At 34.9% G+C, this 24,531-nt stretch carries 19 protein-coding genes; 12 read left to right on the forward strand and 7 right to left on the reverse strand.

The genetic code is table 11. The annotated features are described in order from the left end of the window. The first annotated feature begins 13 nt into the window (after positions 1-13). Positions 14-724, forward strand: coding sequence for a polysaccharide deacetylase family protein (locus ACNH59_RS09525; protein WP_418262312.1), 711 nt, complete (start codon positions 14-16; stop codon positions 722-724). On the opposite strand, the gene ACNH59_RS09530 is transcribed toward ACNH59_RS09525, so the two are convergent. Continuing rightward, positions 716-1,453 (reverse strand): glycosyltransferase family 2 protein, encoded by a 738-nt coding sequence (locus ACNH59_RS09530; RefSeq protein ID WP_418262313.1) that lies wholly within the window; start codon positions 1,451-1,453, stop codon positions 716-718. The genes ACNH59_RS09525 and ACNH59_RS09530 overlap by 9 nt on opposite strands. Positions 1,454-1,510: 57 nt before the next feature. Between ACNH59_RS09530 and ACNH59_RS09535 the strand changes: the two genes are divergently transcribed. Next, positions 1,511-2,326 carry a glycosyltransferase family 2 protein gene (locus ACNH59_RS09535; protein WP_418262314.1) on the forward strand — a complete coding sequence of 272 codons (816 nt, stop codon included), beginning with the start codon at positions 1,511-1,513 and terminating at the stop codon, positions 2,324-2,326. Between the two features lie 40 nt (positions 2,327-2,366). Here the strand turns inward: ACNH59_RS09535 and ACNH59_RS09540 are convergent, their stop codons facing one another. Next, a complete protein-coding gene (locus ACNH59_RS09540) occupies positions 2,367-3,425 on the reverse strand; it encodes a glycosyltransferase family 9 protein (RefSeq protein ID WP_418262315.1) in 1,059 nt (352 codons plus the stop codon). Between the two features lie 102 nt (positions 3,426-3,527). On the opposite strand from ACNH59_RS09540, the gene ACNH59_RS09545 reads away from it, so the two are divergent. Further along, positions 3,528-4,340: a lipopolysaccharide kinase InaA family protein gene (locus ACNH59_RS09545; RefSeq protein ID WP_418262316.1), complete on the forward strand. Its 813-nt coding sequence runs from the start codon at positions 3,528-3,530 to the stop codon at positions 4,338-4,340. A gap of 63 nt (positions 4,341-4,403) precedes the next feature. Here ACNH59_RS09545 and ACNH59_RS09550 read toward each other — a convergent pair whose 3' ends face one another. Beyond that, positions 4,404-5,243, reverse strand: a complete 840-nt coding sequence (locus ACNH59_RS09550) for a 2,3,4,5-tetrahydropyridine-2,6-dicarboxylate N-succinyltransferase (RefSeq protein WP_418262317.1) — start codon at positions 5,241-5,243, stop codon at positions 4,404-4,406. A gap of 167 nt (positions 5,244-5,410) precedes the next feature. On the opposite strand from ACNH59_RS09550, the gene ruvX reads away from it, so the two are divergent. Together ruvX and ACNH59_RS09560 are read left to right on the forward strand one after the other, a co-directional pair. Beyond that, a complete protein-coding gene (ruvX, locus tag ACNH59_RS09555; RefSeq protein WP_418262318.1) occupies positions 5,411-5,827 on the forward strand; it encodes a Holliday junction resolvase RuvX in 417 nt (138 codons plus the stop codon). Between the two features lie 111 nt (positions 5,828-5,938). Beyond that, entirely contained in the window at positions 5,939-7,432 is a 1,494-nt protein-coding gene (locus ACNH59_RS09560) for a malate:quinone oxidoreductase (RefSeq protein ID WP_418262319.1), read from the forward strand. A 66-nt stretch (positions 7,433-7,498) separates the two neighbouring features. On the opposite strand, the gene ACNH59_RS09565 is transcribed toward ACNH59_RS09560, so the two are convergent. Further along, positions 7,499-9,718 (reverse strand): FUSC family membrane protein, encoded by a 2,220-nt coding sequence (locus ACNH59_RS09565; protein ID WP_418262320.1) that lies wholly within the window; start codon positions 9,716-9,718, stop codon positions 7,499-7,501. Positions 9,719-9,922: 204 nt separating this feature from the next. Between ACNH59_RS09565 and def the strand changes: the two genes are divergently transcribed. The 4 genes from def (at position 9,923) to ACNH59_RS09585 (ending at position 12,776) form a co-directional block, all read left to right on the forward strand. After that, the gene (def, locus tag ACNH59_RS09570) at positions 9,923-10,510 is read left to right on the forward strand and encodes a peptide deformylase (protein ID WP_418262321.1); all 588 of its coding nucleotides are present in this window, start codon (positions 9,923-9,925) and stop codon (positions 10,508-10,510) included. Positions 10,511-10,592: 82 nt separating this feature from the next. Further along, positions 10,593-11,066 (forward strand): DUF5606 domain-containing protein, encoded by a 474-nt coding sequence (locus ACNH59_RS09575; RefSeq protein WP_418262322.1) that lies wholly within the window; start codon positions 10,593-10,595, stop codon positions 11,064-11,066. Between the two features lie 101 nt (positions 11,067-11,167). Further along, positions 11,168-11,941, forward strand: coding sequence for a nucleoside triphosphate pyrophosphohydrolase (mazG, locus tag ACNH59_RS09580; RefSeq protein ID WP_418262323.1), 774 nt, complete (start codon positions 11,168-11,170; stop codon positions 11,939-11,941). 55 nt (positions 11,942-11,996) lie between these two features. Further along, on the forward strand, positions 11,997-12,776 hold the full coding sequence (locus tag ACNH59_RS09585) for an alpha/beta fold hydrolase (protein WP_418262324.1): 780 nt from the start codon (positions 11,997-11,999) through the stop codon (positions 12,774-12,776). 236 nt (positions 12,777-13,012) lie between these two features. Here ACNH59_RS09585 and purU read toward each other — a convergent pair whose 3' ends face one another. Continuing rightward, the gene (gene purU / locus ACNH59_RS09590; protein ID WP_418262325.1) at positions 13,013-13,867 is read right to left on the reverse strand and encodes a formyltetrahydrofolate deformylase; all 855 of its coding nucleotides are present in this window, start codon (positions 13,865-13,867) and stop codon (positions 13,013-13,015) included. Between the two features lie 50 nt (positions 13,868-13,917). Then, positions 13,918-14,622, reverse strand: a complete 705-nt coding sequence (locus ACNH59_RS09595; RefSeq protein WP_418262326.1) for a DUF4197 domain-containing protein — start codon at positions 14,620-14,622, stop codon at positions 13,918-13,920. 275 nt (positions 14,623-14,897) lie between these two features. Here ACNH59_RS09595 and ACNH59_RS09600 point away from each other — a divergent pair, with 275 nt between their 5' ends. The 3 genes from ACNH59_RS09600 to ACNH59_RS09610 all read left to right on the forward strand — a co-directional run bounded on the left by ACNH59_RS09600 (position 14,898) and on the right by ACNH59_RS09610 (position 23,320). Continuing rightward, positions 14,898-16,100 (forward strand): 3-oxoacyl-[acyl-carrier-protein] synthase III C-terminal domain-containing protein, encoded by a 1,203-nt coding sequence (locus tag ACNH59_RS09600; RefSeq protein ID WP_418262327.1) that lies wholly within the window; start codon positions 14,898-14,900, stop codon positions 16,098-16,100. A gap of 1,052 nt (positions 16,101-17,152) precedes the next feature. Then, positions 17,153-22,546 carry a hypothetical protein gene (locus ACNH59_RS09605; protein WP_418262328.1) on the forward strand — a complete coding sequence of 1,798 codons (5,394 nt, stop codon included), beginning with the start codon at positions 17,153-17,155 and terminating at the stop codon, positions 22,544-22,546. 288 nt (positions 22,547-22,834) lie between these two features. Continuing rightward, a complete protein-coding gene (locus ACNH59_RS09610) occupies positions 22,835-23,320 on the forward strand; it encodes a hypothetical protein (RefSeq protein WP_418262329.1) in 486 nt (161 codons plus the stop codon). 111 nt (positions 23,321-23,431) lie between these two features. Here the strand turns inward: ACNH59_RS09610 and ACNH59_RS09615 are convergent, their stop codons facing one another. Continuing rightward, positions 23,432-24,376, reverse strand: a complete 945-nt coding sequence (locus tag ACNH59_RS09615) for a TerC family protein (protein ID WP_418262330.1) — start codon at positions 24,374-24,376, stop codon at positions 23,432-23,434. Positions 24,377-24,531: the final 155 nt, after the last annotated feature.

A 24,531-nucleotide genomic window follows, 5' to 3' on the forward strand; every position in this document is an offset into this window, starting at 1 on the left:
TTAATATTTGACTATGGCAAGATTACCAATTTTGATGTACCACAATGTAAGTAAAATGGATGGTTTAGGGCAAGGGCTTACTATTTCTGAGTCAAAGTTAGAGGATCAATTTCGGTATTTGAAGGAGAAGGGATTTACTTGTTTTCATCTGTCAGAATTAGAAAAATTAAAAAACATTCCTTCTAAGAGTGTTGTTATTACCTTTGATGATGTTACATTGAATCAATTAGAGTTGGCTGTTCCTCTTTTAAATAAGTACAAGCTCAAAGCTACCTTTTTTATCCCTTTTCAATATATTGGGCAAGCTGATTTGTGGAACGAAGGAAAGGAGGCTATTATGGATGCAGAGATGTTGCAAAGTCTAGACGCTTCCATTGAATTAGGTTTGCATTCCTATGCACATCAAAAATATTCGACTTTGTCAGATGATGAAATTAAGTCAGATTTTGAGGGGTGTTACGGTAGTATTCGGGTAAATAATTTGAATGTCTATCCAGCATTAGCATATCCTTACGGGAATTTTCCCAAAAAAGAACCTAGGAAAAGTCAATTTCAAAAATTACTTCAGGATCAAAACATAAAAATGGGGTTACGAATAGGGAATAGAGTCAACCGATTTCCGTTTAAAAATCCATACGAAATTAATCGAATTGACATTAAAGGAGAAGATAGTTTGCTGAAGTTTAAATTAAAATTAAGACTAGGGAAACTGCGATTATTTTAATTCTTTTTCAATCAAAAGAATTTTGGCGTAACGAGAAAAAACGCCGTAAGCATTAATGCTAGCAAGTGCTAATCCAGGAATTCCATCCATAAATCCACGTTTTAAAATATAAGTTGAAAAAAAACGGTAAAAAGGTTTGAAAATCAAATGAAAGTAAGTCGCTTTTTTGCCTTTTTTGTGAGAAGTATGAGCTTGAAACCAAGCGTAAGAATCCTTTTTTTGTAGTAAATGAAACAAGCCTTTGTAGGTGTAATGAATCATGAAATTTTTCAAAACTCCCTCGCTACCTTTAAAATGTAATTTTTCATGCACATCTCCAGTAAATTTTAAATCTTGATTTTTGACCAATCGAACGACACGGTCCACTTTGTGGTACATAAAGCGGTTCATGAAAAAATGTGGGAAACTAATCTTGTAGCCCCCATGTTTACTATTTTGAATGGTTTTTAGAATTTCAGATTTTAATTTTTGAGTTACTCTTTCATCAGCATCAATAAATAATACCCAATCTCCAGTTGCGTAGCTGATAGCATGGTTTTTTTGACTTGAAAAATTGTCGAATTTTCGTTCTACTAATTGACAGCCTAGTTCCAAAACTTTTTCATGGGTTCCATCTGTGCTGAAAGAATCAATAACAATTATTTCATCTGCAAAATCCACCGATTTTATGGCGTCTTCAATATAATCTATTTCGTTGTAAGTAGGGATTATTACGGAGAGAGTTGTCATTTATTTTTCAATTTGAAGAAAGCAAAATTAACAATTTTAGGTTATCTTTGCGCCATTATGCAAAAGAATATTTCCGTAGTAATCAGTACTTATAATTCGCCCGAATGGCTTAAAAAAGTGATTTGGGGTTACAATACACAAACCTATCGTAACTTCGAAATGGTCATTGCTGATGATGGTTCCCGTCAAGAAACTATCGATTTGATTGAAACGATGAAGAAAGAAGTTTTTTACCCAATTATTCATGTTTGGCATGAAGATAATGGTTTTCAAAAATCTCAGATTTTGAACAAAGCGATTTTGGCCTGTACCACAGATTATATCATGATGTCTGATGGCGATTGTATCCCGCGTCCTGATTTTGTAGAGCAACATATTAAATATCGTGAAGAGGGTTATTTCTTGTCTGGTGGCTATCATAAGTTGCCAATGGAGTTGTCTCAAAAAATAACTAAAGAGGATATTTACGCCGATTTGTGTTTTGATGTTGCTTGGCTAAAGAAAAACGGAATGAAGGCTTCGTTTAAAAATAATAAAGTAGATGCTAAAGGTCTTAAAAGTGATATTTTGAACTGGTTAACTCCAACAACACCAAGCTGGAATGGGCATAATGCTTCAGGGTGGAAGAAAGATATATTAGCAATCAATGGTTTTGATGAGCGTATGCAATATGGTGGTCAAGATAGGGAATTAGGAGAGCGATTGGTTAATTACGGCATTAAGCCGAAACAAATTCGTTACAGTACCGTTTGTTTGCATTTAGATCATCCTAGAGGGTATGCTACTCCAGAATCGATTAATAAGAATAAGAATATTCGAAAAGAAACCAAATTAGAAAAAAAGAAATGGACTGATTTTGGAATCAAGAAGTAATAAAAAATGTAAAAGCAATTCGTAAAGAATTGCTTTTTTGTTATAAGTTGTTTTTTAAGAATTGATCGAGTTGTGGTAGAATAAGTTCTGGTGTTAACTGTAAATACAATTCTTCTGGATTAGCTTCTATTTTTTTTCGTTCTTCAAAGGTGAAGCTGTCAAATAAATCGGGTTTCATTTCTAGTAAGTGGACCGAAGTATGGAATTTTCCATCCTCAAAACTTGCCCAATGGTCTTTGTTGACATAAGGGGAGAAAATTGTAAATGTAGGTTTGTTTAGGGCTTTAGCAATATGAACGGTTCCGCCTTCGTTAGAAACTAAAAGTGCTGATTGATACATGAGTTTGATAAAATCCCTTATAGTAGGTGCGTAAATATCTAAAATGATGTTTTCTTTTTTTTGGCAAAGATTATATATCTTTTGAGCTTCAGCTTTTTGGTTTGGAGCATAGTTGAACATGATGTAAACATCATATTGGTTTGATATGAAATCAACAATTTCTGCCACGTATTCATAAGGCATTGACTTTTGTGGCGTGCTTCCTAGAATTCCAAAAACAATTACTTTTTTATTAGCATAGTGACCTAATAGATTCTCGTTTTTTTCGGCTTCAGACAAGAATAGTTTGGGTTCATAGTCAATCTTAGAAAAAGTATCAGCTTGTTGTAATAGATGGATGCGGTCTTCGATAGCTTTACCGCATATTTTAGTTTTTTCTTTGGAAATTGCTACTGGATGCGTGTAGAAGCCCAATTGGCCTATTTTTTTTCGGCTTTTGTGTCCAATGGTTTGTTTGGCGCCTGAGAATTTACAAATTAATCTACTTTGTGTTTTAGAATACGGATCTATGATGATGTCGTAATGCTCTTTTTTAATTTTTCGAATTAATTTTAATAAAACAGGTAGGCGTTTGAGCTCTTTGTCGTTAATACTAATGATTTTATCAATATTAGGATTGTTTAATAGTACGCCATGAGTGAAGTCATACGCCATAAAATGAATGGTGGCATCAGGATGTTTGGCTTTGTAATTGTTTGCAATTACTGAACTGATTAAAACATCACCAATTCTCTTGTTTTGTATGATTAAAACTTTCATGCAGTTTTTATTGATTTTATTAGAGGCATGTAATTCGCTATTTGAATAGTTAATAAACAATTAAATTCGACACGACACATTCCTTCCTAAAACTATTTCTTGTTGCAAAGTACTATTTTTTATACTTTTAAACCAAAAATAATATCCTATATCGTGCAAATCACTACTCATTCTCTTTATAAAGAAAAAGAAGCCCTTATCTCTCAGTTGGTTGATGATTTTTTAAGTAGTGGTGACTTGATTGTTCAAGGAGCGCGCAATACGATTAAGTCCAGTAATTTGGAAGGAGAAAAAATAAATATTAAGTTTTTTCAAAAACCAGGACTTTTTAAATCGATTATTTATTCTTTTTTTAGAAGCACCAAGGCTAAGCGGTCTTTTGATTATGCCAATTATCTTTTGGAGCATCAAATTCCAACTCCATTTCCTGTTGCTTATACCGAAGAAAAAAATGGTTTAGGATTACTTCAGGATAGTTATTATATCTGCAAGCATATAGATTATGATTTTACCATTCGTGAACTCATTCATAACCCTTTGTTTCCTGATCGAAATAATATTTTAGAACAATTTGCTGCTTTTACGTATAAGATGCACGAAGCAAGGGTTAATTTTTTAGACCATTCACCAGGCAATACCTTAATTGTAAATAAAGGAGCTGGGAAATATGATTTCTATTTAATTGACTTGAACCGGATGAAATTTGAAACCTTATCCATCGAGGCCCGTATGGATAATTTCAAAAAAATGTGGCTCTCCAAAACCATGGTCAAAGTTATTGCTAAAAAATATGCCGAATTAAGCGGGCAATCTGAAGAGAAGCTACAGCAACTACTGCTCGAAAAAACCAAAACATTCAAAGGTAAAATCACCAGAAAAAAATACTTAAAGCTGAAGCTGAAATTGATGAAATAAAAAAATCCCAAATTCTAAAGTCAAACTTTGGAATTTGGGATTTTAAATAGTAGCCTTTAAGATTTAAACCGCAACATCATATTCTCTCAACGCATTGTTCAATGACGTTTTCAAATCAGTAGATGGTTTACGAGTACCAATGATTAATGCACAAGGCACTTGGTATTCACCAGCAGCGAATTTTTTAGTATAACTTCCAGGAATCACCACTGAACGAGCAGGAACGTATCCTTTCATCTCAACTGGCTCATCACCTGTAATATCAATAATTTTAGTAGAGGCAGTCAAACATACGTTAGCACCAAGAACCGCTTCTTTACCTACGTGAACACCTTCAACAACAATACAACGAGAACCGATGAAAGCACCGTCTTCAATGATAACTGGAGCAGCTTGTAATGGCTCTAAAACACCACCAATACCTACACCACCACTCAAGTGAACGTCTTTTCCAATTTGAGCACAACTACCTACAGTAGCCCAAGTATCTACCATTGTTCCAGCATCAACATACGCTCCAATGTTTACATAACTAGGCATCATGATTACACCGCTAGAGATAAAAGAACCGTAGCGAGCAGAAGCTCCAGGAACCACACGAACACCTTTTTCAGCATAGTCTTTTTTCAATTCCATTTTGTCATGGTATTCAAAAATTCCAGCTTCCCAAGTTTCCATTTTTTGAATAGGGAAATACATTACTACTGCTTTCTTTACCCATTCGTTTACCTGCCAGGAGCCTGTACTGAGCGAAGTCGAAGTATCTGCTTTTGGTTCAGCAACGCGTAATTTTCCTGAGTCTAATAGTTCAATAACTTCTCTAATCGCGTTAGTGGTTGTTTCTTCTTGTAACAAAGCTCTGTTTTCCCAAGCTTGTTCTATAATTGTTTGTAATGCACTCATGATTTTAAAATTTTTGCGACAAAGATAATTGGATTTTTTTAAACAGCTCCATTTTTACTTTTTAAAATAGTAGATAGTAGGATGGAGAATTGTTGAAATTAGTCATAGAGATAAAATGATTATCAATTTCAAAAACTAAACTATCTTTGCAAAATCAAATTTGAATTATGGCGAGAATACTTTGTATCGACTACGGTCAGAAACGTACCGGAATTGCAGTGACTGATGAAATGCAAATTATAGCATCGGGATTGACAACTATTCCTAGTGCAACAGCCATTGATTTCTTAAAAGATTATTTTTCGAAAGAAAAAGTCGAATTAGTACTCATTGGTGAGCCAAAACAAATGAACGGAACTCCTTCTCAAAGTGCTTCTATTATAAAGGGTTTTGTGACGCATTTTACCAATCATTTTCCGGATATGAAAGTGGTAAGAGTGGACGAGCGTTTTACTTCTAAAATGGCTTTTCAAACCATGATTGATAGTGGCTTGAAGAAAAAACAAAGACAAAATAAAGGCTTGATTGATGAAATTTCGGCAACGATTATGTTGCAGGATTATTTGTCGCGCAAAATGTTTTAATAATTCTTTGTTAAATAGACTTATTGTAGTGATAAATGTAACTATTTAGCTTTGAATAGGTGTTTTAATTATGATAATATAAAGTATCTTTGCGCTTTATACTAAAATATTATGCCTGATACAACCATACGTTCGAATAGTGATGTAGTTCTAATTGGAGCTGGAATTATGAGTGCCACACTTGGCTTAATTCTAAAAGAATTACAACCAGATTTAACCATTGATATTTACGAAAGATTAGATATAGCTGCTGCTGAAAGTTCTGATGCATGGAACAATGCTGGGACAGGGCATTCTGCTTTTTGTGAATTGAATTATACACCAGAAGGGAAAGATGGTAGCATCGATCCTAAAAAAGCCATTAGTATTGCAGAATCTTTTGAAGTTTCTCGACAATTTTGGGCTTATTTGGTACAACAAGAAAAAGTATCTGCTCCAGAAAATTTCATTAAAAGAATTCCGCATATCAGTTTTGTTTGGGGAGATAAAAACGTAAAATACCTAAGAAAACGCTACGAAACCTTGCAAGCAAATCCATTGTTTAAGGATATGTTGTTTAGTACTGATTTTGCTGAACTGCAAAAATGGATGCCTCTTGTTATGGAAGGTAGAAAAGAGTCAGATAAGGTTGCAGGAACCACAATGGCTATTGGTACAGATGTGAATTTTGGAGAATTAACCAGAAATATGTTTGGTTATTTAGCTAAAATGGATGGTGTGAATATGTACTTTAATCACGAAGTTCAAAAATTAAAACAGCGTGAAGATAAATCTTGGAGAATTAAGATTACAGATTTAGGAACAGGTCAAAAAAGAAAAGCATATACTAAATTTGTATTTATTGGTGCTGGTGGAGGATCATTGCCATTATTAGAAAAAGCTGGAATTCCTGAAGGAAAAGGATTTGGTGGTTTCCCTGTTAGTGGACAATGGTTGAAATGTACTAATCCAGAGATAATTGCGCAGCACGAATCTAAAGTGTACGGAAAAGCAAGTGTAGGTGCACCACCTATGTCTGTTCCTCATATTGATTCTAGAATGATAAATGGTGAAAAACAATTGTTGTTTGGACCATTCGCTGGTTTTTCTACTCGTTTCTTGAAAAATGGTAAATATTCTGATTTGCCAAAATCGATTCAATTAGATAATATTGTTCCGATGGTGATTGCAGGATATAAAAATATTCCTTTGACTAAATATTTGATTGAGCAAGTGAGACAATCTCCTGAAGATAGGATAAAGGCCTTGAGAGAATATGTTCCTGGTGCTAAATCCAAAGACTGGGTTATTGAACGTGCAGGACAGAGGGTTCAAGTTATTAAGAAAGATGAAAAAGAAGGTGGTAAATTAGAGTTTGGTACTGAGGTGATTACTTCTGCAGATGGAACTTTGTCAGTTTTACTTGGTGCTTCACCTGGTGCTTCAACGGCTGTTTCAATTATGATTGACGTGATTGGAAGATGCTATAAAGATAAAATTAAAACAGCTGAATGGGAGCAGAAATTAAAAATGATGATTCCGTCTTATGGTCAAGAATTAAATAAAAATCCAGAATTGTTAGAACAAGTACGAAGCAATACGGCTGAGGTATTGAAATTAAAATAAATTTTTTGAAAAACTATTTTTAAAAGCGATTGACAATTCTGTCAGTCGCTTTTTTTTTGACTATTTTTATTCAGCAGTTAGTAACTGTTGTGTTGTCTTGACAATATTATCTGAAAGATTTGTTAGCCAAATAAGTTGTTCGATAACCAATTGTGCTTCTTGCATTTTATGAAGTGATATAGCTTGATTGGCTTCCATTCCTTGTTGGAACTCTTTGGCTCTAATACTCTTTAAATTATCGAAGTTATTGGAAGATATTGAGGTTTCGGTTGGCTCGCTAGTTTCTGTTTTGTTTTCGTGCAACAAAAAAATGGCGTAATCTAATTTTTGAATAATCTGATTAATGGCATCGTTGAATGTAGCAGAAGCATCTGTTGTTTTGTGAGATTGTGTATAAGTTCCTAAAGAGGCTGCAGACGAAAGGAAGGCATTGTTGAGTACTGTCAGTTTGTAAAAAAGAGGGAGTTTGTTTTGTTTGGACTTGGGTTCTTGTACCATTCTTTGAAATGACGCCATTAGATTTCCAATTTCAATAAAGGCTTGGTTTCTAGCTAGTCTATAAGAGGAAGAGACGGCTCCTTTGGAATTATACAGTGAGGAAAACTCTTTTAGATAATTTCTATTAGCTTGAATTGCTTTTTCTAAGTATTCAGGGATGTTCAGAAATTCCCAACTTGGCCATAAAAAATAATTAGCCATGAAGGCAAGAATCGCCCCAACGATGGTATCTAAAATTCGGTATTGAATTAGGTTTTCCATATTAGGAGTAAGAATAGCAAAGACAAAAATAACATGTACCGTTATAAAAGTTGTTCCTATTTTATAATTAGTAGGGTTAAAAGAAAATCCTAAAATCATACAGGCAATTGCGATGCACCCTAAAATAGTTGTATTAGGAGTAAACGAAAGTATTGAAAAAGCAATTACACCGCCAATTACCGTTCCTATAAATCGATGATAAGTTCTTTCTTTAGTTAATCCGTAACCTGGTCGCATGATCACGACTATGGTTAGTAATATCCAATACACATTTTGAAAGGGAAGAATCTTTCCTATAAAAAAACCGATTAGGATGGTTATGGTAATGCGAAGCGAATGGCGAAATATAGTCGAGGAGAAATTTAAGTTTTCAATAAAGGTATGGATGGGATAATAATGATGCTGAACCAGTTTTTCTAATTCTTTATCACGTCCGTTTAAGTCTTTGAGTTGTACGGTTTTGGTAAAAGCTCTTTCTAGAATTTTAATTTTTTCAACCTGCTTTTCTGCGTAATCTAACATGGTAGTCAACATCAAAACTCCTTCAATAGAATCGATTGGTCCTAAGTCTTTTTTGTATTCTTCAATAGCTTCTTCTAATTGATTTAAATCATCCGTTAAACTGTGTTTTGATTGATAAGCAGTTTTGTTTAAAATACTTTGAGATAAATGTTTTAAACTTCGACTCAGGTTGTATGCTAGATTTTGATAGGTGATTAAAACAAAAGGATGTGCGTCAAATTTTTGATGTAATTTGTTATGGTCAAATGAAGTAGCGATTGCTAATTCCATTATTTCAACTAATGAAATAAAGGATAAAAGCATTTTTCTATTTTGATTTGAAGAACCGTAGTTGGTGCGGTTTCGAATTAAAATTTCACGAATGTTTTCATGGATAGTGTTCAACTCCACTTGAAGGTAAAGCTGTTTTTTTGTTATCTCCTTTCGGTTAGAATTAAATTCCCATAAATCACCTCTTAATTTCAGATATTTAGAAGTGAGTTTCATGCATTCAACTAATTGTATTTCAATATATCGATTCGGACGAATGTAGTGAAACATAACTGAAATTAATAAGTAAAACAAGCCGCCGCTTAGTAACAATCCCGCATGTTTCATAATTTCAAACCAACCTGTATTGAGATGAGCAAAAGACAAGGAGACAGATAATAAACCTGAAAAAGCGACCATTGTGGCTCTTTGGTCATAAGCTGCCAACATCGAAATAAGGAAGATTAATCCAGTTAGTATTGGGTAAAAAAGGATGGGATAAGGATGAAAAAGATTGATTATTAAATTGGCTCCAGATACGATAAGGCTAGTCACTATCAATCCGTTAATCTTATGTTTTAAATTACTTGGGATGTCACTTGGAAAGACAAAAAAGGCGCCTAGAGCAATGGTGATTCCAGTGGCTATTTGACCAAGGTTTGAAAAAAATAAAACAGGAAGTACACCAGAAATAGTGACTTTTAAGGCATTAGTGAATTCGGTACTTTCTTTGAACTTATGTATATGAGCTATCATAGTATCATTTGTTAAACACAAAAATAGCAATTGTAAAGTGGAATTGAGCTACAATTTAATTTCGAAATTAGAGAATAAGTTAAAAAATAGGAATTGTTTGGCTTAGAATAGTCGTTGTCTATTTTTTTACTATTTTTGCCATCCATGGTAAATTCATGAAAAAGTATTCTTGAATTTACAGATGAAAAATTAATATAGAAAACAATGATTTTACCAATAGTAGGATATGGTGATCCGGTTTTACGTAAAGTAGGAGCAACCTTAACGCCAGAACATCCTAATTTAAAAGAAATAATTGCTAATATGTACGAAACGATGTACAATGCATCAGGAGTAGGATTAGCAGCGCCTCAAGTAGGCTTAGCGTTGCGATTGTTTGTGATTGATGCCACTCCTTTTTGCGATGATGAAGATTTAGCTGAAACAGAGCAAAAGAAAATGAACGGTTTCAAACGAACTTTTATCAATGCAAAAATTATAAAAGAAGAGGGTGAAGAATGGGCTTTTAACGAAGGCTGTTTGAGTATTCCTGATGTTCGTGAAGATGTTTATAGAAAGGAAAGGATTATACTTGAATATTGTGAAGAGGATTTCGTAATGAAAACAGAGGTTTTTGACGGATTGATTGCCAGAGTAATTCAGCATGAATACGATCATATAGAAGGAATATTGTTCACTGATAAAATTTCGTCTCTTAAAAAACGTTTGATTCAAAAGAAATTAAAAAACATCATGGAAGGAAAAACTTTCCAAGATTACCGAATGAAATTTTTTGGTAAAAAAGGAAGATAGTCCCTTGAGTTTTTAAAAGTTCAATGCCAAGAATATTTTAAGTTTAAAAAGGAAATCAAAAAAATTAGAAAAAAATATAAAAATGAATTTAGAAAAAATTTTATCTATTTCTGGTAAGCCAGGTTTATATGTTTTAAGAGTACAAACTCGTACAGGATTTGTAGCAGAGTCATTGTCTGACGGAAAAAAAATCACAGTTAACTTGAAAAGTAACGTGAGTTTGTTATCTGAGATTTCTATTTACACTTATGACGGAGAAAAGCCACTAGTAGAAATCATGGAAGCTATTGCTGTAAAACATAACTACGGACAAGCTATTTCTCATAAAGAAGATAATGCTACTTTGTTAGCTTACTTGAAAGAAATTTTGCCTAATTATGATGAAGACAGAGTTTACGCTTCTGATGTGAAAAAAATCTTGAACTGGTATAATACATTGCAGTCTAAAGGGTTAGTAGTGGAAGAGACTGCTGCATCTGAGGCTGCTACTGAAGCCGTGACTGAGGAATCGGTGGTTGCAGAGAAACCTAAAAAAACAAAAACAGTTAAAGAGTAATTATTTATTCTTTTTTAAATAAATCCTGTAATCTTGAATAGAGATTACAGGATTTGTTATTTTTACAAAGGAGAGACGTAGCCAAATTAATTTCAATTCTAATGAATACAAGAAAAACACAATTACAAGCCTTTGATCGATTATTGACCATTATGGATGAATTGCGGGCACAATGTCCCTGGGATAAAAAGCAAACCATGCAAAGTTTAAGGCATCTCACCATTGAAGAAACTTATGAGTTGGGAGATGCTATATTAGACGATGATTTGAACGAAGTCAAAAAAGAGCTTGGTGATTTATTATTGCACATCGTTTTTTATGCCAAAATAGGAAGCGAAACCAATGATTTTGATATGGGTGATGTGTGTAATGAGATTTGTGAAAAATTGATTCACCGTCATCCGCACATCTATAGTGATGCTGTGGTTGCTGACGAAGAAGAGGTGAAGCAAAACTGGGAAAAATTAAAATTGAAAGAAGGAAAAAAATCCGTTTTGGAAGGAGTTCCCAAAAGTTTGCCCGCTCTGGTAAAGGCAAGTAGAATCCAAGACAAGGTTAAAGGTGTAGGCTTTGATTGGGAAGAACCGCATCAAGTTTGGGATAAGGTACAAGAAGAACTGCAAGAATTACAGGAAGAGGTTAAAGTAGGGGATCAAGATAAAATGGAGGCTGAATTTGGAGATGTTCTTTTTTCGATGATTAACTATGCTCGATTTTTGAATATTAATCCTGAGGACGCTTTGGAACGTACCAATAAAAAATTCATCAAGCGTTTTCAATATTTAGAAAATAAAGCGGGAGAATTAGGAAAGCCGTTAATGGAAATGACCTTAGCAGAGATGGATGTTTTTTGGGATGAAGCTAAGAAACTGTAGCGAATAGATAGGGGGTGTATGGTAATGCAAAATGAACTAATAAATTCGATAACTCTTGTTACATTACTACGTATATGAAAATAGTCTTTCTGACCAATGGGTCACTTTTGTGCATGGAGCTGGCGGAAGTTCCTCAATTTGGTTCAAGCAAATTAGAGATTTTAGAAAAGAGTTTAACGTATTATTAGTAGACCTTAGAGGACATGGAAACTCAAAGGAAACCTCAGGAAATAGTAAACGATATACTTTTTCTGCTTTAGCAGATGATATTCTAGAAGTTTTGGATTTTCTTAAAATTACCAAATCACATTTTGTTGGGATTTCTTTAGGTACAATTTTAATTAGGCAATTGGCAGAAGCGCACCCTCACCGAGTGCAAAGTATGGTTATGGGAGGCGCTATTCTAAAGTTAAATTTAAGATCTCAACTATTAATTAAACTGGGTAATTTCTTCAAATATGTTCTTCCTTATCTCTTTTTGTATCGTTTTTTTGCTTTTGTGATTATGCCCAAAAGAAACCATAGGCAATCACGTGCTTTGTTTGTTCAAGAAGCAAAAAAAATGAATCAAAGTGAATTTCTAAAATGGTTTAAATTAACCAATGATGTTAATGCACTTTTGAAATGTTTTAGAGAAAAAGAAATAGTTATAGAAACACTTTATATCATGGGAGAAGAGGATTATATGTTTTTACCCCCAGTTATAAATGTAGTATCAAGTCACAATCAGAGTACTAGGTTAATTGTAATCTCAAGATCTGGCCATGTTGTTAACGTTGATCAGCCTAGCTTTTTTAATGAAGCTGTACTGGCCTTTCTAAACGATATAAAATAAAAAAAGCCGCTGTTTTGTTAAACAACGGCAATCTTTTAACTAACCAAAACCAAATAATAAATAACCAATTTATTACTCTGCAAAGATGCTACAGAAAAGCTTTTAAGCTTGTTAAAATTTAGTTATTACTTTCTGATAAATAAGTTAATTATTTCGTAAAACGGTGTAACTATTTGATTTTTAAGTAGTAGTATGTTTCGCTGTCTGGATTCAAAAATTAATATTTTTAAAATCTATTAATAAAATACAACGGTCTTATTGCAATACACCATCATTTTTCTTTCAGAATGTAGTTTGATAGCTCTCGCCAATACAATTCGCTCTAAATCTTTCCCCTTCATGATAAAATCTTCAACAGAGTTTACATGAGATACGCGGCTGATATCTTGGTCAATAATTGGACCTTCATCTAATTCTTCGGTAACATAATGACTTGTGGCTCCAATAATTTTTACACCGCGTTTAAAAGCAGAATGATAGGGTTTCGCGCCTGGGAAAGCAGGTAGGAAAGAGTGATGAATGTTAATGATTTTATTTTCGTACAATTCAATCAACTTTGGAGTAATAATTTGCATATAACGTGCCAATACGATAAAGTTTATATTGTATTCTTTTAGCAATTCTATTTGTCTTTTTTCCCCTTCTTCTTTATTGTCTTTGGTAAAAGGAACATGAAAGAAAGGAATGTTGAATTGTTCTGCTATTGGTCTTAAATCTTCATGGTTGCTAATGATTAAAGGAATTTCGACATTTAGTTCACCAGAGCTATTGCGGCCTAAAATGTCATATAGGCAATGCGTGTATTTAGATACAAATATGGCCATTTTTGGTTTAATGTCTTTATTGTAAAATTCCCATGCCATCTTGAAATCTTTGGCAATGGAAGTACTGAAGTCTTCTTTGACCGAAGCAACTGTATGAATGGAGTTAGTAAGTTCACATTCTAGTCGCATAAAAAACACATTTTGCTCAACATCCACATGTTGGTCAAGGTATATGATGTTTCCTTCTACTTTTAGAATAAAATTTGTTACTGCTGCAATGATTCCTTTCTGGTCTTTACAGTGAATCAATAAGGTGAAATGTTGCATTTTTAAGTCTTATATGTTTTAATGGTATATCAGCTAATTTTAAAAACGAGTTATTTTTTGTCTTGAATGGCAAAAACTCTTTGTAATAGGGTAGAAGTTCTTGCGTTTATATTGGTTCTAATTTCTTTTTCTTCTACAGCAATCATTTTAAATACCCCACTCATAGCTTGTTTGGTAACATAATCATTTAAGTCTGGGTTTACTTTAGTTACCAATGGAATACTATTGTATTTTGTAATGATATTTGACCATACTTGATCTGCTCCCACTTTACTGAAGGAGTTTTTTACAACAGGATTAAATTTTGTGTACAAAGCTGATGAAGTAGAATTTTGTAAATAGCTGGTAGCTGCCATTTCATTTCCCATTAAGATACCTCTTGCGTCAGTAATGGTCATGTTTTTAATCGCACTTATAAATATCGGGGTTGCTTCTTTCACAGCATTTTCGGCTGCTCTATTCAACATTTTAAGTCCTTCATCGGCTAGGGAACTCATTCCTATTTTTCTCAAACCAGAATCCACTTTTTGTAATTCAGCTGGTAGTAGAATTTTAACTGCCGCATTTTTGTAAAAACCATCAGTGGCGGTTAATTTACTTACTTGTTTACTGATGCCATTGTTTAAAGCTTCTTTAAGTCCGCTTGAAATATCTACAGCCGTTGTAGTCGTTTGAGGTAATTGTGCTATAACTTGTTGCATTTCGGCACAACTGGTTAAAGAAAATGATAGTATTAAAAGGAAGGCTTTTTTCATCGTTTGAGATTTTATTTAGTTTGTAAATTACAACTAGTCTTTGATAAGTTCAAAAATACTATATATTCAAAGAAAAAGCATTGTTTTTTTAGAGTTCTATTGGAAATCCTTTTGAAGTATTTTTATAGCTAAATAGGGTCGTTGTTTTGAAGCGTTAATATATTGGTTGTGAGTGTTTTATTTCAAATAGGGGAATATCTGCAGCTTAAGTAGTTATCATTTTAATATGTAGATTTTTTGTCTTAAATTTAATACTCTAATTTAATTGACAGGAAATGAAAAAGATTATTCTCTCTAATTTTCACCCTATTCAAGTCGGTAAATTAATCGATCAGGCGAAGCTAAATCAATATACAAAGTATTTATATTTTCATTTTCAAAACTTAGCTCTTCAACACGGTTTTCACGAACCCGTAACTTTTGAATCTGTTTCTGAACATGTGGATAAATACTCTGTTTCTAAAGAGGGAATTGGAAGTAGGCAATGTGTCATTTTTGAAGAAGTTGAAGATTATATTGAAAGAATTTTTGATGTTAGTTCACCTAATGATTATCATTTTCCCAAAGGATTTGAAGTTGTTGGAGGACATTCTTCAGGACCTAAAATTGAAATGAGGATGGAATGGTTTAAAAGAAAAATGAAATTTGTTTTCGATCATTTTTATGATAAAAATACTTCAAAACCCGAAAATTTAATTCATGTGACCTGTTCAGGTTATTCTTCTCCTAGCGTGGCACAAGAAGCCGTTATAAGTCGAAAGTGGGAAGATGTTCAAGTGACACATTCCTATCATATGGGATGCTATGGCGCTTTTCCAGCTATCCGTACAGCAAGAAGTTTAATTTGTGCTAGTGAAACCAATGGTCGTTCTGATGTTGTGCATACAGAATTGCTGTCCTCTCATTTGAATCTGACGGAATTTTCACCTGCCAATACGATGATTTGTTCCCTTTTTGCAGATGGATTTATTGGATATTCTCTTTATGAAGAAGAAGCCTTTTTTAATGATAAGAGTATCTCAGAAAAAAAAGGATTGCGTATTTTGGCCGCACATGAAGTAATTATTCCTGATTCTCTTGAAGATATGTCCTGGGATTTAGGCGAATATAATTTTTTAATGACACTTTCCAAAAGAGTGCCTGTTTTTATTCGGAAAAATATAAAGACTTTTTTAACTGTACTATGTCAAAAAGCCAATGTAGAGCTCGATGCATTAAAATCAGATATGCATTTTGCAATTCATCCAGGTGGCCCTAAAATCATAGATTATGTTGTAGGCGAATTGGGATTACAGGAAGAACAGGCCAGCTGGTCTTATGAGGTGCTAAGGAAACATGGTAATATGTCATCAGCTACTATTCCTCATATTTTTAATAAAATTATTAATGATGATCAAATTGAATCAGGAAAGAAAATTGTTGCGATGGCATTTGGACCTGGACTTACAGCAACGGGGCTTTTATTAGAAAAAATATAGTTTTAATTTTTATAGAAGTTAATCATACAGACAGTAGTAAATCTAAATTTACTGCTGTTTTTTTATATCAAAATTTTATGTTAAAATTTTGGTAATGGAGCTTTTTTTAATTTTTAGTAGCCAAAAATCTTCAATTATGAATTAGTAAGTTATTACAAAATATCCTAGTATCATATTTATTAAAATAGGTCAATGATAAAGATTAATTAAAATATATTTTTGCATTTTTAACAATAATTTTGCATTAACATTTTACATGTAGTTTTATTTGTAATAAACTAATAATCATGTAATTAACAGTCTATTTATTATGTTTGTTTTAAAAGTAGATTTAATTTCTTACCACATATTGTTCTTTATCGATATTAGATGTAATTAATCTTGTTTAAACCTTTTTTTTTCTTCTTATTTAAGAATCTAACTAACTTTGAATCAATAAGTAAAGGAATCGTTTCTTATTTAGAGTCCTTTATTTTTATCTGTAAATAAGCTTCGGTAGATACTATAACCACGAAAACATCTACTGTATTAATTAAAAAAGTTGATTGTCTAACGAAATCTACAACACGAAAGAATCATTTTTTAATCTTATTTATTGTAATTATCATTTTAATATTGATGGAGTACTTCAAAAAAATATTTTTTTGAAGAGATTTAGCTTTTACAAGTTTTCTCCCCAAGTTTGAAGACTATGGTACCAACCTATTTTATTACGTTTTATTTTTTTTAGTCTTTTTACATTGACTTATAAATATGTAAAGACTTAGTGTTATTCTCTCGATAGAATTGCTATTTCTTTGTTGACTGACAACTTTATTTTCTTAACGGAAATGAAGAGGGCTTACCCCAAGTCTTTTTTACTATTTACCTAATTATAGATTCTTATGAAAAAAAAATACTATTATTATGAAAAAAGATATTATTTACACGATAAAAAGTGTAAATGTAAAAGAGAATTGCGGGACCCGTTGCTGTTGTAGTGATGGTCGGAAGAGTTTTTTATGGACGCTATTGTGTTCTAAAAAACTCATTTTTTTCTATCCTTATTGTTTTTGACATTTACTATGCCTTATGGATACGGTCAGGATGTAGGTTCTTCAGCTGTAAAAGCTAATTTTGGGATAGATGGGGATGCGTATGCGAAAATACTTCAATTCCCTAATAACCTTGGAAATCCACTTCCAGATCCCCCAGCAGAACTTGCTACTGATGACTGGTTTTCGAACGCAGGTGAAGGCTCAGGTTTAGGAGTAATTGATGAACAGGGACTTAATCCAAGATCAGATGCTGTTCCAGCTACACCAAATACTGCTTATCAGCTAAGACAATCAAAATTCATTCCGACTGCTCCATTTCCATTTCCAGTAGTTGGTGATTATTTATGGTTAGATGCCGTTTATGGACGAGACAACTTCGTTAAGGGTGGTAGTGCTGAAAAATCCTATTTTGCAGGGACTGGTGATAAAAACGCAGATAACCCAACAACTTGGTCTCTAGGTACGGGGGGAAGTGTTCCTGCCAAAGATGATATTATTGATGTCTATGCACATATTAGGGGAGAAGGACTTAAATCGCCTACATTAAACGACCCTAGGCCATTTACGACTCTTTGGGCTTATGCAGGGGCTTCATTAGTTGTTACTAATGGTAATAAACACCTCGACTTTGAATTTTTTCGTACCGCACTGGAAACACCAGCGGACTTAAATATTCCTGGGAAAACAGGTCCAGACGGTGGACGTACTGCCTTTACATTTAACGATGACGGAAGTGTTAACGTACCTGGAACTATTATTATTTCTGTTGATTATATTAATGGAGGAAATGTTCCGTCAGTTAGAATTAGGGTATGGATGAGTCAAGCCACTTTTGATGCTTTTGATAACACCAAAGCAGGAAGACCTTTCAATGTAGATAAAAATGTAGCTTTTGAAAAAGGAACTGAATCAGGTGTATTTGGTTATGCCGCTATTAATCCAGTAGCAGGAGGTACAAATGTGTGGGGTAGAGTTAATGATGATTTTATAACCGATGCTAGCTCAATTACTATGGCACCTCCTTGGGGTAGTTTTTACGGACCAGGGCCAGATGCTATAAATGGATATGTACGATATCAATTTGTTGAAATCGGAATTAATTTGACTGCTTTTGGATTGGATAAAAGAGGTGAACAATCTCCCTGTTCAAATTTACTCGGAAGTTTATTAATCAAAACCCGTTCTAGTGGTGGTGGTCCAAATGAGAGTGCGTTTGGTAGTGAATTAAAAGACTTTGCAGGACCTTACTTGTTTGGTGATACAGGAAATCAACCAGTTGTAACTGTTACTCCTAAGGCGGCTTGCGCCGGTGTAGCTGTTAATCTGACTACAGGGGCATCTACAACAGCTGGTCCGATTGAGTACTTCAGAGATGCTAATTATACGGATAAAATCATTGACCCAACGGCATATACTCCAGGAGTGACTCATATTTATGCTCGTTCTGAGAGTTTGTCAAATCCTGGTTGCTTTGGTTTTGCGGAGCTAGATATTACGGTAAATCCATTGCCACAAGCGCCAACAGGTCTTGACGTGACAGCTTGTTTTGATAATACAGCAAAAACAGGATCAGCAACGGCAGCTGCAGGTGAGACCCTAATATGGTACACAGCAGCTACAGGAGGGTCTGTTACCACAGCGCCTTCAAGAACAGCAGTTGGAACTAGTTCAGCTTATGCAGGAGCCAAGATTACAGCCACTGGTTGTGAAGGTCCACGTACGCTGGTAACTGTTACTATCAATCCATTGCCACAAGCGCCAACAGGTACTAACGTGACAGCTTGTTTTGATAATACAGCAAAAACTGGGTCAGCAACGGCAGCTGCAGGTGAGACCATTGTATGGTATACAGCAGCTACAGGAGGATCTGTTACCACAGCGCCTTCAAGAACAGCCGTTGGAACAAGTTCAGCTTATGCAGGAGCCAAGATTACAGCCACTGGTTGTGAAGGTCCACGTACGTTGGTAACTGTTACTATCAATCCATTGCCACAAGCACCAACAGGTACTAACGTGACAGCTTGTTTTGATAATACGGCAAAAACAGGATCAGCAACGGTAGGAGCAGGTGAGACCCTAATATGGTACACAGCAGCTACAGGAGGATCTGTTACCACAGCACCTTCAAGAACAGCCGTTGGAACAAGTTCGGCTTATGCAGGAGCCAAAGTTACAGCCACAGGTTGTGAAGGTCCTCGTACGCTGGTAACCGTTACTATCAATCCATTGCCACAAGCGCCAACCGGTACTGACGTGACAGCTTGTTTTGATAATACAGCAAAAACTGGATCAGCAACGGCCGCCGCAGGTGAGACCATTGTATGGTACACAGCAGCTACAGGAGGATCTGTTACCACAGCACCTTCAAGAACAGCCGTTGGAACTAGTTCAGCTTATGCAGGAGCCAAAATTACAGCCACAGGTTGTGAAGGCCCACGTACGCTGGTAACTGTTACTATTAATCCATCGCCAGAAGCACCAACGGGTACTAATGTGACAGCTTGTTTTGATAATACAGCAAAAACTGGATCAGCAACGGTAGGAGCAGGTGAGACCCTAATATGGTACACAGCAGCTACAGGAGGATCTGTTACCACAGCGCCTTCAAGAACAGCCGTAGGAACAAGTTCAGCTTATGCAGGAGCCAAAAATCCAAACACAGGTTGTGAAGGTCCACGTACGCTGGTAACCGTTACTATTAATCCATTGCCACAAGCACCAACGGGTACTAATGTGACAGCTTGTTTTGATAATACAGCAAAAACTGGGTCAGCAACGGCAGCTGCAGGTGAGACCATTGTATGGTACACAGCAGCTACAGGAGGGTCTGTTACCACAGCGCCTTCAAGAACAGCAGTTGGAACTAGTTCGGCTTATGCAGGAGCCAAAATTACAGCCACAGGTTGTGAAGGTCCTCGCACGTTGGTAACCGTTACTATCAATCCATTACCACAAGCGCCAACAGGTACTAACGTGACAGCTTGTTTTGATAATACAGCAAAAACTGGATCAGCAACCGCCGCTGCAGGTGAGACCCTAATATGGTATACAGCAGCTACAGGAGGATCTGTTACCACAGCACCTTCAAGAACAGCTGTTGGAACAAGTTCAGCTTATGCAGGAGCCAAAATTACAGCCACTGGTTGTGAAGGTCCACGTACGTTGGTAACCGTTACTATAAATCCATTGCCACAAGCACCAACAGGTAATAACGTGACAGCTTGTTTTGATGATACGGCAAAAACAGGTACAGCAACGGTAGGAGCAGGTGAGACCCTAATATGGTACACAGCAGCTACAGGAGGATCTGTTACCACAGCGCCTTCAAGAACAGCAGTTGGAACTAGTTCAGCTTATGCAGGAGCCAAAATTACAGCCACAGGTTGTGAAGGTCCACGTACGCTGGTAACCGTTACTATTAATCCATTGCCACAAGCACCAACGGGTACTAATGTGACAGCTTGTTTTGATAATACAGCAAAAACTGGATCAGCAACCGCCGCTGCAGGTGAGACCATTGTATGGTACACAGCAGCTACAGGAGGATCTGTTACCACAGCACCTTCAAGAACAGCTGTTGGAACAAGTTCAGCTTATGCAGGAGCCAAAATTACAGCCACTGGTTGTGAAGGCCCTCGTACACTGGTAACTGTTACTATCAATCCATTGCCAGAAGCACCAACAGGTACTAACGTGACAGCTTGTTTTGATAATACGGCAAAAACAGGATCAGCAACGGTAGGAGCAGGTGAGACCCTAATATGGTACACAGCAGCAACAGGAGGATCTGTTACCACAGCACCTTCAAGAACAGCTGTTGGAACAAGTTCAGCTTATGCAGGAGCCAAAATTACAGCCACAGGTTGTGAAGGTCCTCGTAAACTGGTAACTGTTACTATCAATCCATTGCCAGAAGCACCAACAGGTACTAATGTGACAGCTTGTTTTGATAATACAGTAAAAACAGGTTCAGCAACGGTAGGAGCAGGTGAGACCCTAATATGGTACACAGCAGCAACAGGAGGATCTGTTACCACAGCACCTTCAAGAACAGCCGTTGGAACTAGTTCAGCTTATGCAGGAGCCAAAATTACAGCCACAGGTTGTGAAGGTCCTCGTACGTTGGTAACTGTTACTGTCAATCCATTGCCTGTTTTAGTAGTTAATAATCCAGCCAACGTTTGTGATCCATTAACAGTTGATTTGACTGTACCTGCAGTAACATCTGGAAGTACATTACATGGTGCAACATTGACCTATTGGACAAATGCCGACGCAACTATACCCTTGGTTAATCCAAATGCTGTGTCAGTATCTGGAATGTATTATATAAAAGCAACGACCGCTGCAGGTTGTTCACATATACAACCAGTCACTGTAGCTGTCGATATTTGTTCTAAAGCGCTATGTACTTATACGCAAGGTTACTATGGTAACGCAGGAGGTATGTCTTGTGCTCCTGATCTAGAAGGTGAGTTCAAACAATACACAACTAAGGAGCTTATTGCTAAAGCTTTGGCTTCTTATGGAGGTACCATGTATGTGGGTATACAAGGTGTACGTCATGTGTCAATTATGAATAATGATACTGATATCAACGCTCTTATTTCTGTTATGCCAGGTGGTGGAGGAAGTAGTGTACTACCAAGCAACCCTAATAATGGATTGTTCTCTATCAGTAGCTTGCCTAATAGTATGTTGAAAAAAGGTAGAATTAGTAATACACTATTAGCTCAAACCATCGCTTTAGGTCTTAATATTGGTATAAACAGTGCGCTAGGTGACTTTGAATTAAAAGCAGGTACAATTGCCATAGCAACTCCGGATGGAGGTTGTGGTTCAGATATTCCTAAAGCACGTACTTGTAATCCAGATGGAACTGTTAATAATGAATACAAATATTACACTATCTCAGCTCCAGTTGTAAATGCCTTAGGTGCTAATGCAACAGTTCAAGGTTTATATAATTTAGCCAACCAAGCTTTAGGAGGAGGTTCTACTAATGGTCTTTCATTATCACAAATTGCAGGAATGGTAGATTTAATCAACAATGCTTTTGATGAATGTAGAATTTTTGTAGGATATGATATTGAGCCATTAGAATGTCCAGTGTTGGATACTGTTGAATTAGCTGCTAAAACTGCTGATGTGGCTAGCTTTACAGCTTATCCAGTACCTTTTCAAGGTCAATTAACAATTAAATATGATTTTGATTATGTTTCTGATGTAACTATCGAAATATTTAATTCTCAAAACGAATTAGTGTTCACGATGGTAGATACTAAAAGCTATTTGAACAAAGAAGTTACTGTAACTATAGGTTCAACTTTAGAACAAGAGCAAGTATACATTGTGAAATTAACTACCGATAGAGGTAGTAGCATTAAGAAAGTGATGTCTTCCAATTAATAAATGTTTAATCTTAAATTTCAAAACATCCGTTTCGGCGGATGTTTTTTTGTTGTTATAACTATTAAAGATTTAATCACGGTATTGAGTTTTGGTTTTATTTGATAATCTGCTGTGTACTTTAGTAAGTTATTGATAATTAGATTTTTTTAAATCTAGTATAACGACTAATTCATTGCTTTTTATAGTAGGATTAAGGTTGTTTTTCAGAGCTTAAAAAATCATCAAAAAAAGTTTGGCACAATAAATGGATATAAGTTAAACAGATAACTATAAAAATTCAAAGTCATGAAAAAGATAATTTTACTTTTTTCCCTTTTGGGAATTGTTGCACTTCAAAGTTGTACTGAAGAAGTAGATAATGATACTATCAGTGAAGTTTTTGAGGTTGAAACCTCATTTAATTCATCCAATGATTATGCAAGGGTTATTAATCTAAGTCCTGCTATATTTAATTCGGATGTAGTATTGGTGTATAGATTAAGCGGTGTTTATCAGGGGGCTGATGTTTGGAAGTTGTTACCTGAAAGTTTTTATTTTAATAATGGGACATTGGATTTTGGATACCGTTTTGACTTTACAAAGTTTGATGTTAATGTGTACATGGTAGGTAACGATTTGCAATCTGTTTCAACTGAATTTAGAAACAATCAGGTTTTGAGAATAGTGATTGTTCCAGGAAGTTTTTCAAAGTCAGTTGATGTAACAAATTATAACGAAGTAATGGCTGCTTTAGAAGTCAAAGAAAAAGATATCCAAAAAGTGGAATTCTAGTAGGTTGATTGGAATCCATAAAAAAAGAGAACTAAATGGTTCTCTTTTTTTATGGCCGTTTGCCTTCTGAAATATCGATACTTTAAACAATAGTTACTGTGGTTTACTGTATTAGGTTTTTTTCTTGTTAGAACGTAAAGAAATAATGATTCCTGTGATAAGTGACAAAGCGATAAAGGTTAATGAAACCCATTCAGGGAATTTAACCCAATCATGGATGAGCATCTTTAGTCCGACAAAAAATAATATGGCAATTAAACTGTATTCAAGATAACTGAATTTTTCTAGCATATTTGCTAAAAAGAAATACATGGAACGGAGTCCTAGAATCGCAAAAATGTTTGAGCTGAAAACTAAAAAGGGATCTGAGGTAATGGCCAAAATTGCAGGAACGCTATCTAAAGCAAAAATAATATCCATTACTTCTATGACAATTAAAGCCACAAACAAAGGTGTTGCGTATTTTATTTTATCTATTTTGATGAAAAAATGTTCACCGTCCATTTTGTTTGTGATTGGAGTGAATTTATTTAATAAGCGGTAGACAAAAGAGTTTTTAGGTTTGAATTCTTCCTCCTCATTCGAGAAAAGCATTTTGATTGCCGTATAAATTAAAAAAGTTCCAAAAATATAGGTAGTCCAAGCAAATTTATTGATGATTAAAACTCCAAAATAAATCATAAGACCTCTAAAAAAGATGGCACCTAAGATTCCCCAAAATAAGACGCGATGTTGGTATTTCTTAGGGATTTTAAAGGCAGAAAATATGATGGCAATCACAAAAATATTGTCTACACTCAGCGATAACTCAATGAGATACCCAGTGATGTATTTCATGGAGGCAACCGTTGGTTTGAGCTGGTCAGGATTATTTATATAGTTGTTTTGATATAGCCAATAGACAACCGCCGAAAAGATAAAGGATAAAGTAACCCAAATGGCGGTCCATTTTCCCGCTTCTTTGGAGCTAATTTCATGTGGAGTCTTGTTAAAAACACCTAAATCTAGGGCTAAAAATAAAAGAATGGCCAATAAAAAACAAATCCAAACAATCATGATATATTACATTTAAGAAATGTAAAGATACTTTTTTGAATGTTTATTTTTCGTCTTTTTTCTAAGTTTTGAAAAGGAATGAGGATTGAGCATAAAAAAAAGTGCCACGATTAGTTTTTAAGGCACTTTTAGTATTTATACAAAGGAATTAAATA

The organism is Flavobacterium faecale, from assembly GCF_048320115.1.
GTDB lineage: Bacteria > Bacteroidota > Bacteroidia > Flavobacteriales > Flavobacteriaceae > Flavobacterium > Flavobacterium faecale_A.

What these genes read in the sequence shown, in the direction of transcription:
- def (WP_418262321.1), top strand. Translation starts at nt 9,923, where the DNA reads ATGATTTTACCAATAGTAGGATATGGTGATCCGGTTTTACGTAAAGTA.
- ACNH59_RS09550 (WP_418262317.1), bottom strand. Translation starts at nt 5,243, where the DNA reads ATGAGTGCATTACAAACAATTATAGAACAAGCTTGGGAAAACAGAGCT.
- ruvX (WP_418262318.1), top strand. Translation starts at nt 5,411, where the DNA reads ATGGCGAGAATACTTTGTATCGACTACGGTCAGAAACGTACCGGAATT.
- ACNH59_RS09530 (WP_418262313.1), bottom strand. Translation starts at nt 1,453, where the DNA reads ATGACAACTCTCTCCGTAATAATCCCTACTTACAACGAAATAGATTAT.
- ACNH59_RS09595 (WP_418262326.1), bottom strand. Translation starts at nt 14,622, where the DNA reads ATGAAAAAAGCCTTCCTTTTAATACTATCATTTTCTTTAACCAGTTGT.
- ACNH59_RS09535 (WP_418262314.1), top strand. Translation starts at nt 1,511, where the DNA reads ATGCAAAAGAATATTTCCGTAGTAATCAGTACTTATAATTCGCCCGAA.
- ACNH59_RS09565 (WP_418262320.1), bottom strand. Translation starts at nt 9,718, where the DNA reads ATGATAGCTCATATACATAAGTTCAAAGAAAGTACCGAATTCACTAAT.
- ACNH59_RS09575 (WP_418262322.1), top strand. Translation starts at nt 10,593, where the DNA reads ATGAATTTAGAAAAAATTTTATCTATTTCTGGTAAGCCAGGTTTATAT.
- ACNH59_RS09540 (WP_418262315.1), bottom strand. Translation starts at nt 3,425, where the DNA reads ATGAAAGTTTTAATCATACAAAACAAGAGAATTGGTGATGTTTTAATC.
- mazG (WP_418262323.1), top strand. Translation starts at nt 11,168, where the DNA reads ATGAATACAAGAAAAACACAATTACAAGCCTTTGATCGATTATTGACC.
- ACNH59_RS09560 (WP_418262319.1), top strand. Translation starts at nt 5,939, where the DNA reads ATGCCTGATACAACCATACGTTCGAATAGTGATGTAGTTCTAATTGGA.
- ACNH59_RS09610 (WP_418262329.1), top strand. Translation starts at nt 22,835, where the DNA reads ATGAAAAAGATAATTTTACTTTTTTCCCTTTTGGGAATTGTTGCACTT.
- purU (WP_418262325.1), bottom strand. Translation starts at nt 13,867, where the DNA reads ATGCAACATTTCACCTTATTGATTCACTGTAAAGACCAGAAAGGAATC.
- ACNH59_RS09615 (WP_418262330.1), bottom strand. Translation starts at nt 24,376, where the DNA reads ATGATTGTTTGGATTTGTTTTTTATTGGCCATTCTTTTATTTTTAGCC.
- ACNH59_RS09600 (WP_418262327.1), top strand. Translation starts at nt 14,898, where the DNA reads ATGAAAAAGATTATTCTCTCTAATTTTCACCCTATTCAAGTCGGTAAA.
- ACNH59_RS09525 (WP_418262312.1), top strand. Translation starts at nt 14, where the DNA reads ATGGCAAGATTACCAATTTTGATGTACCACAATGTAAGTAAAATGGAT.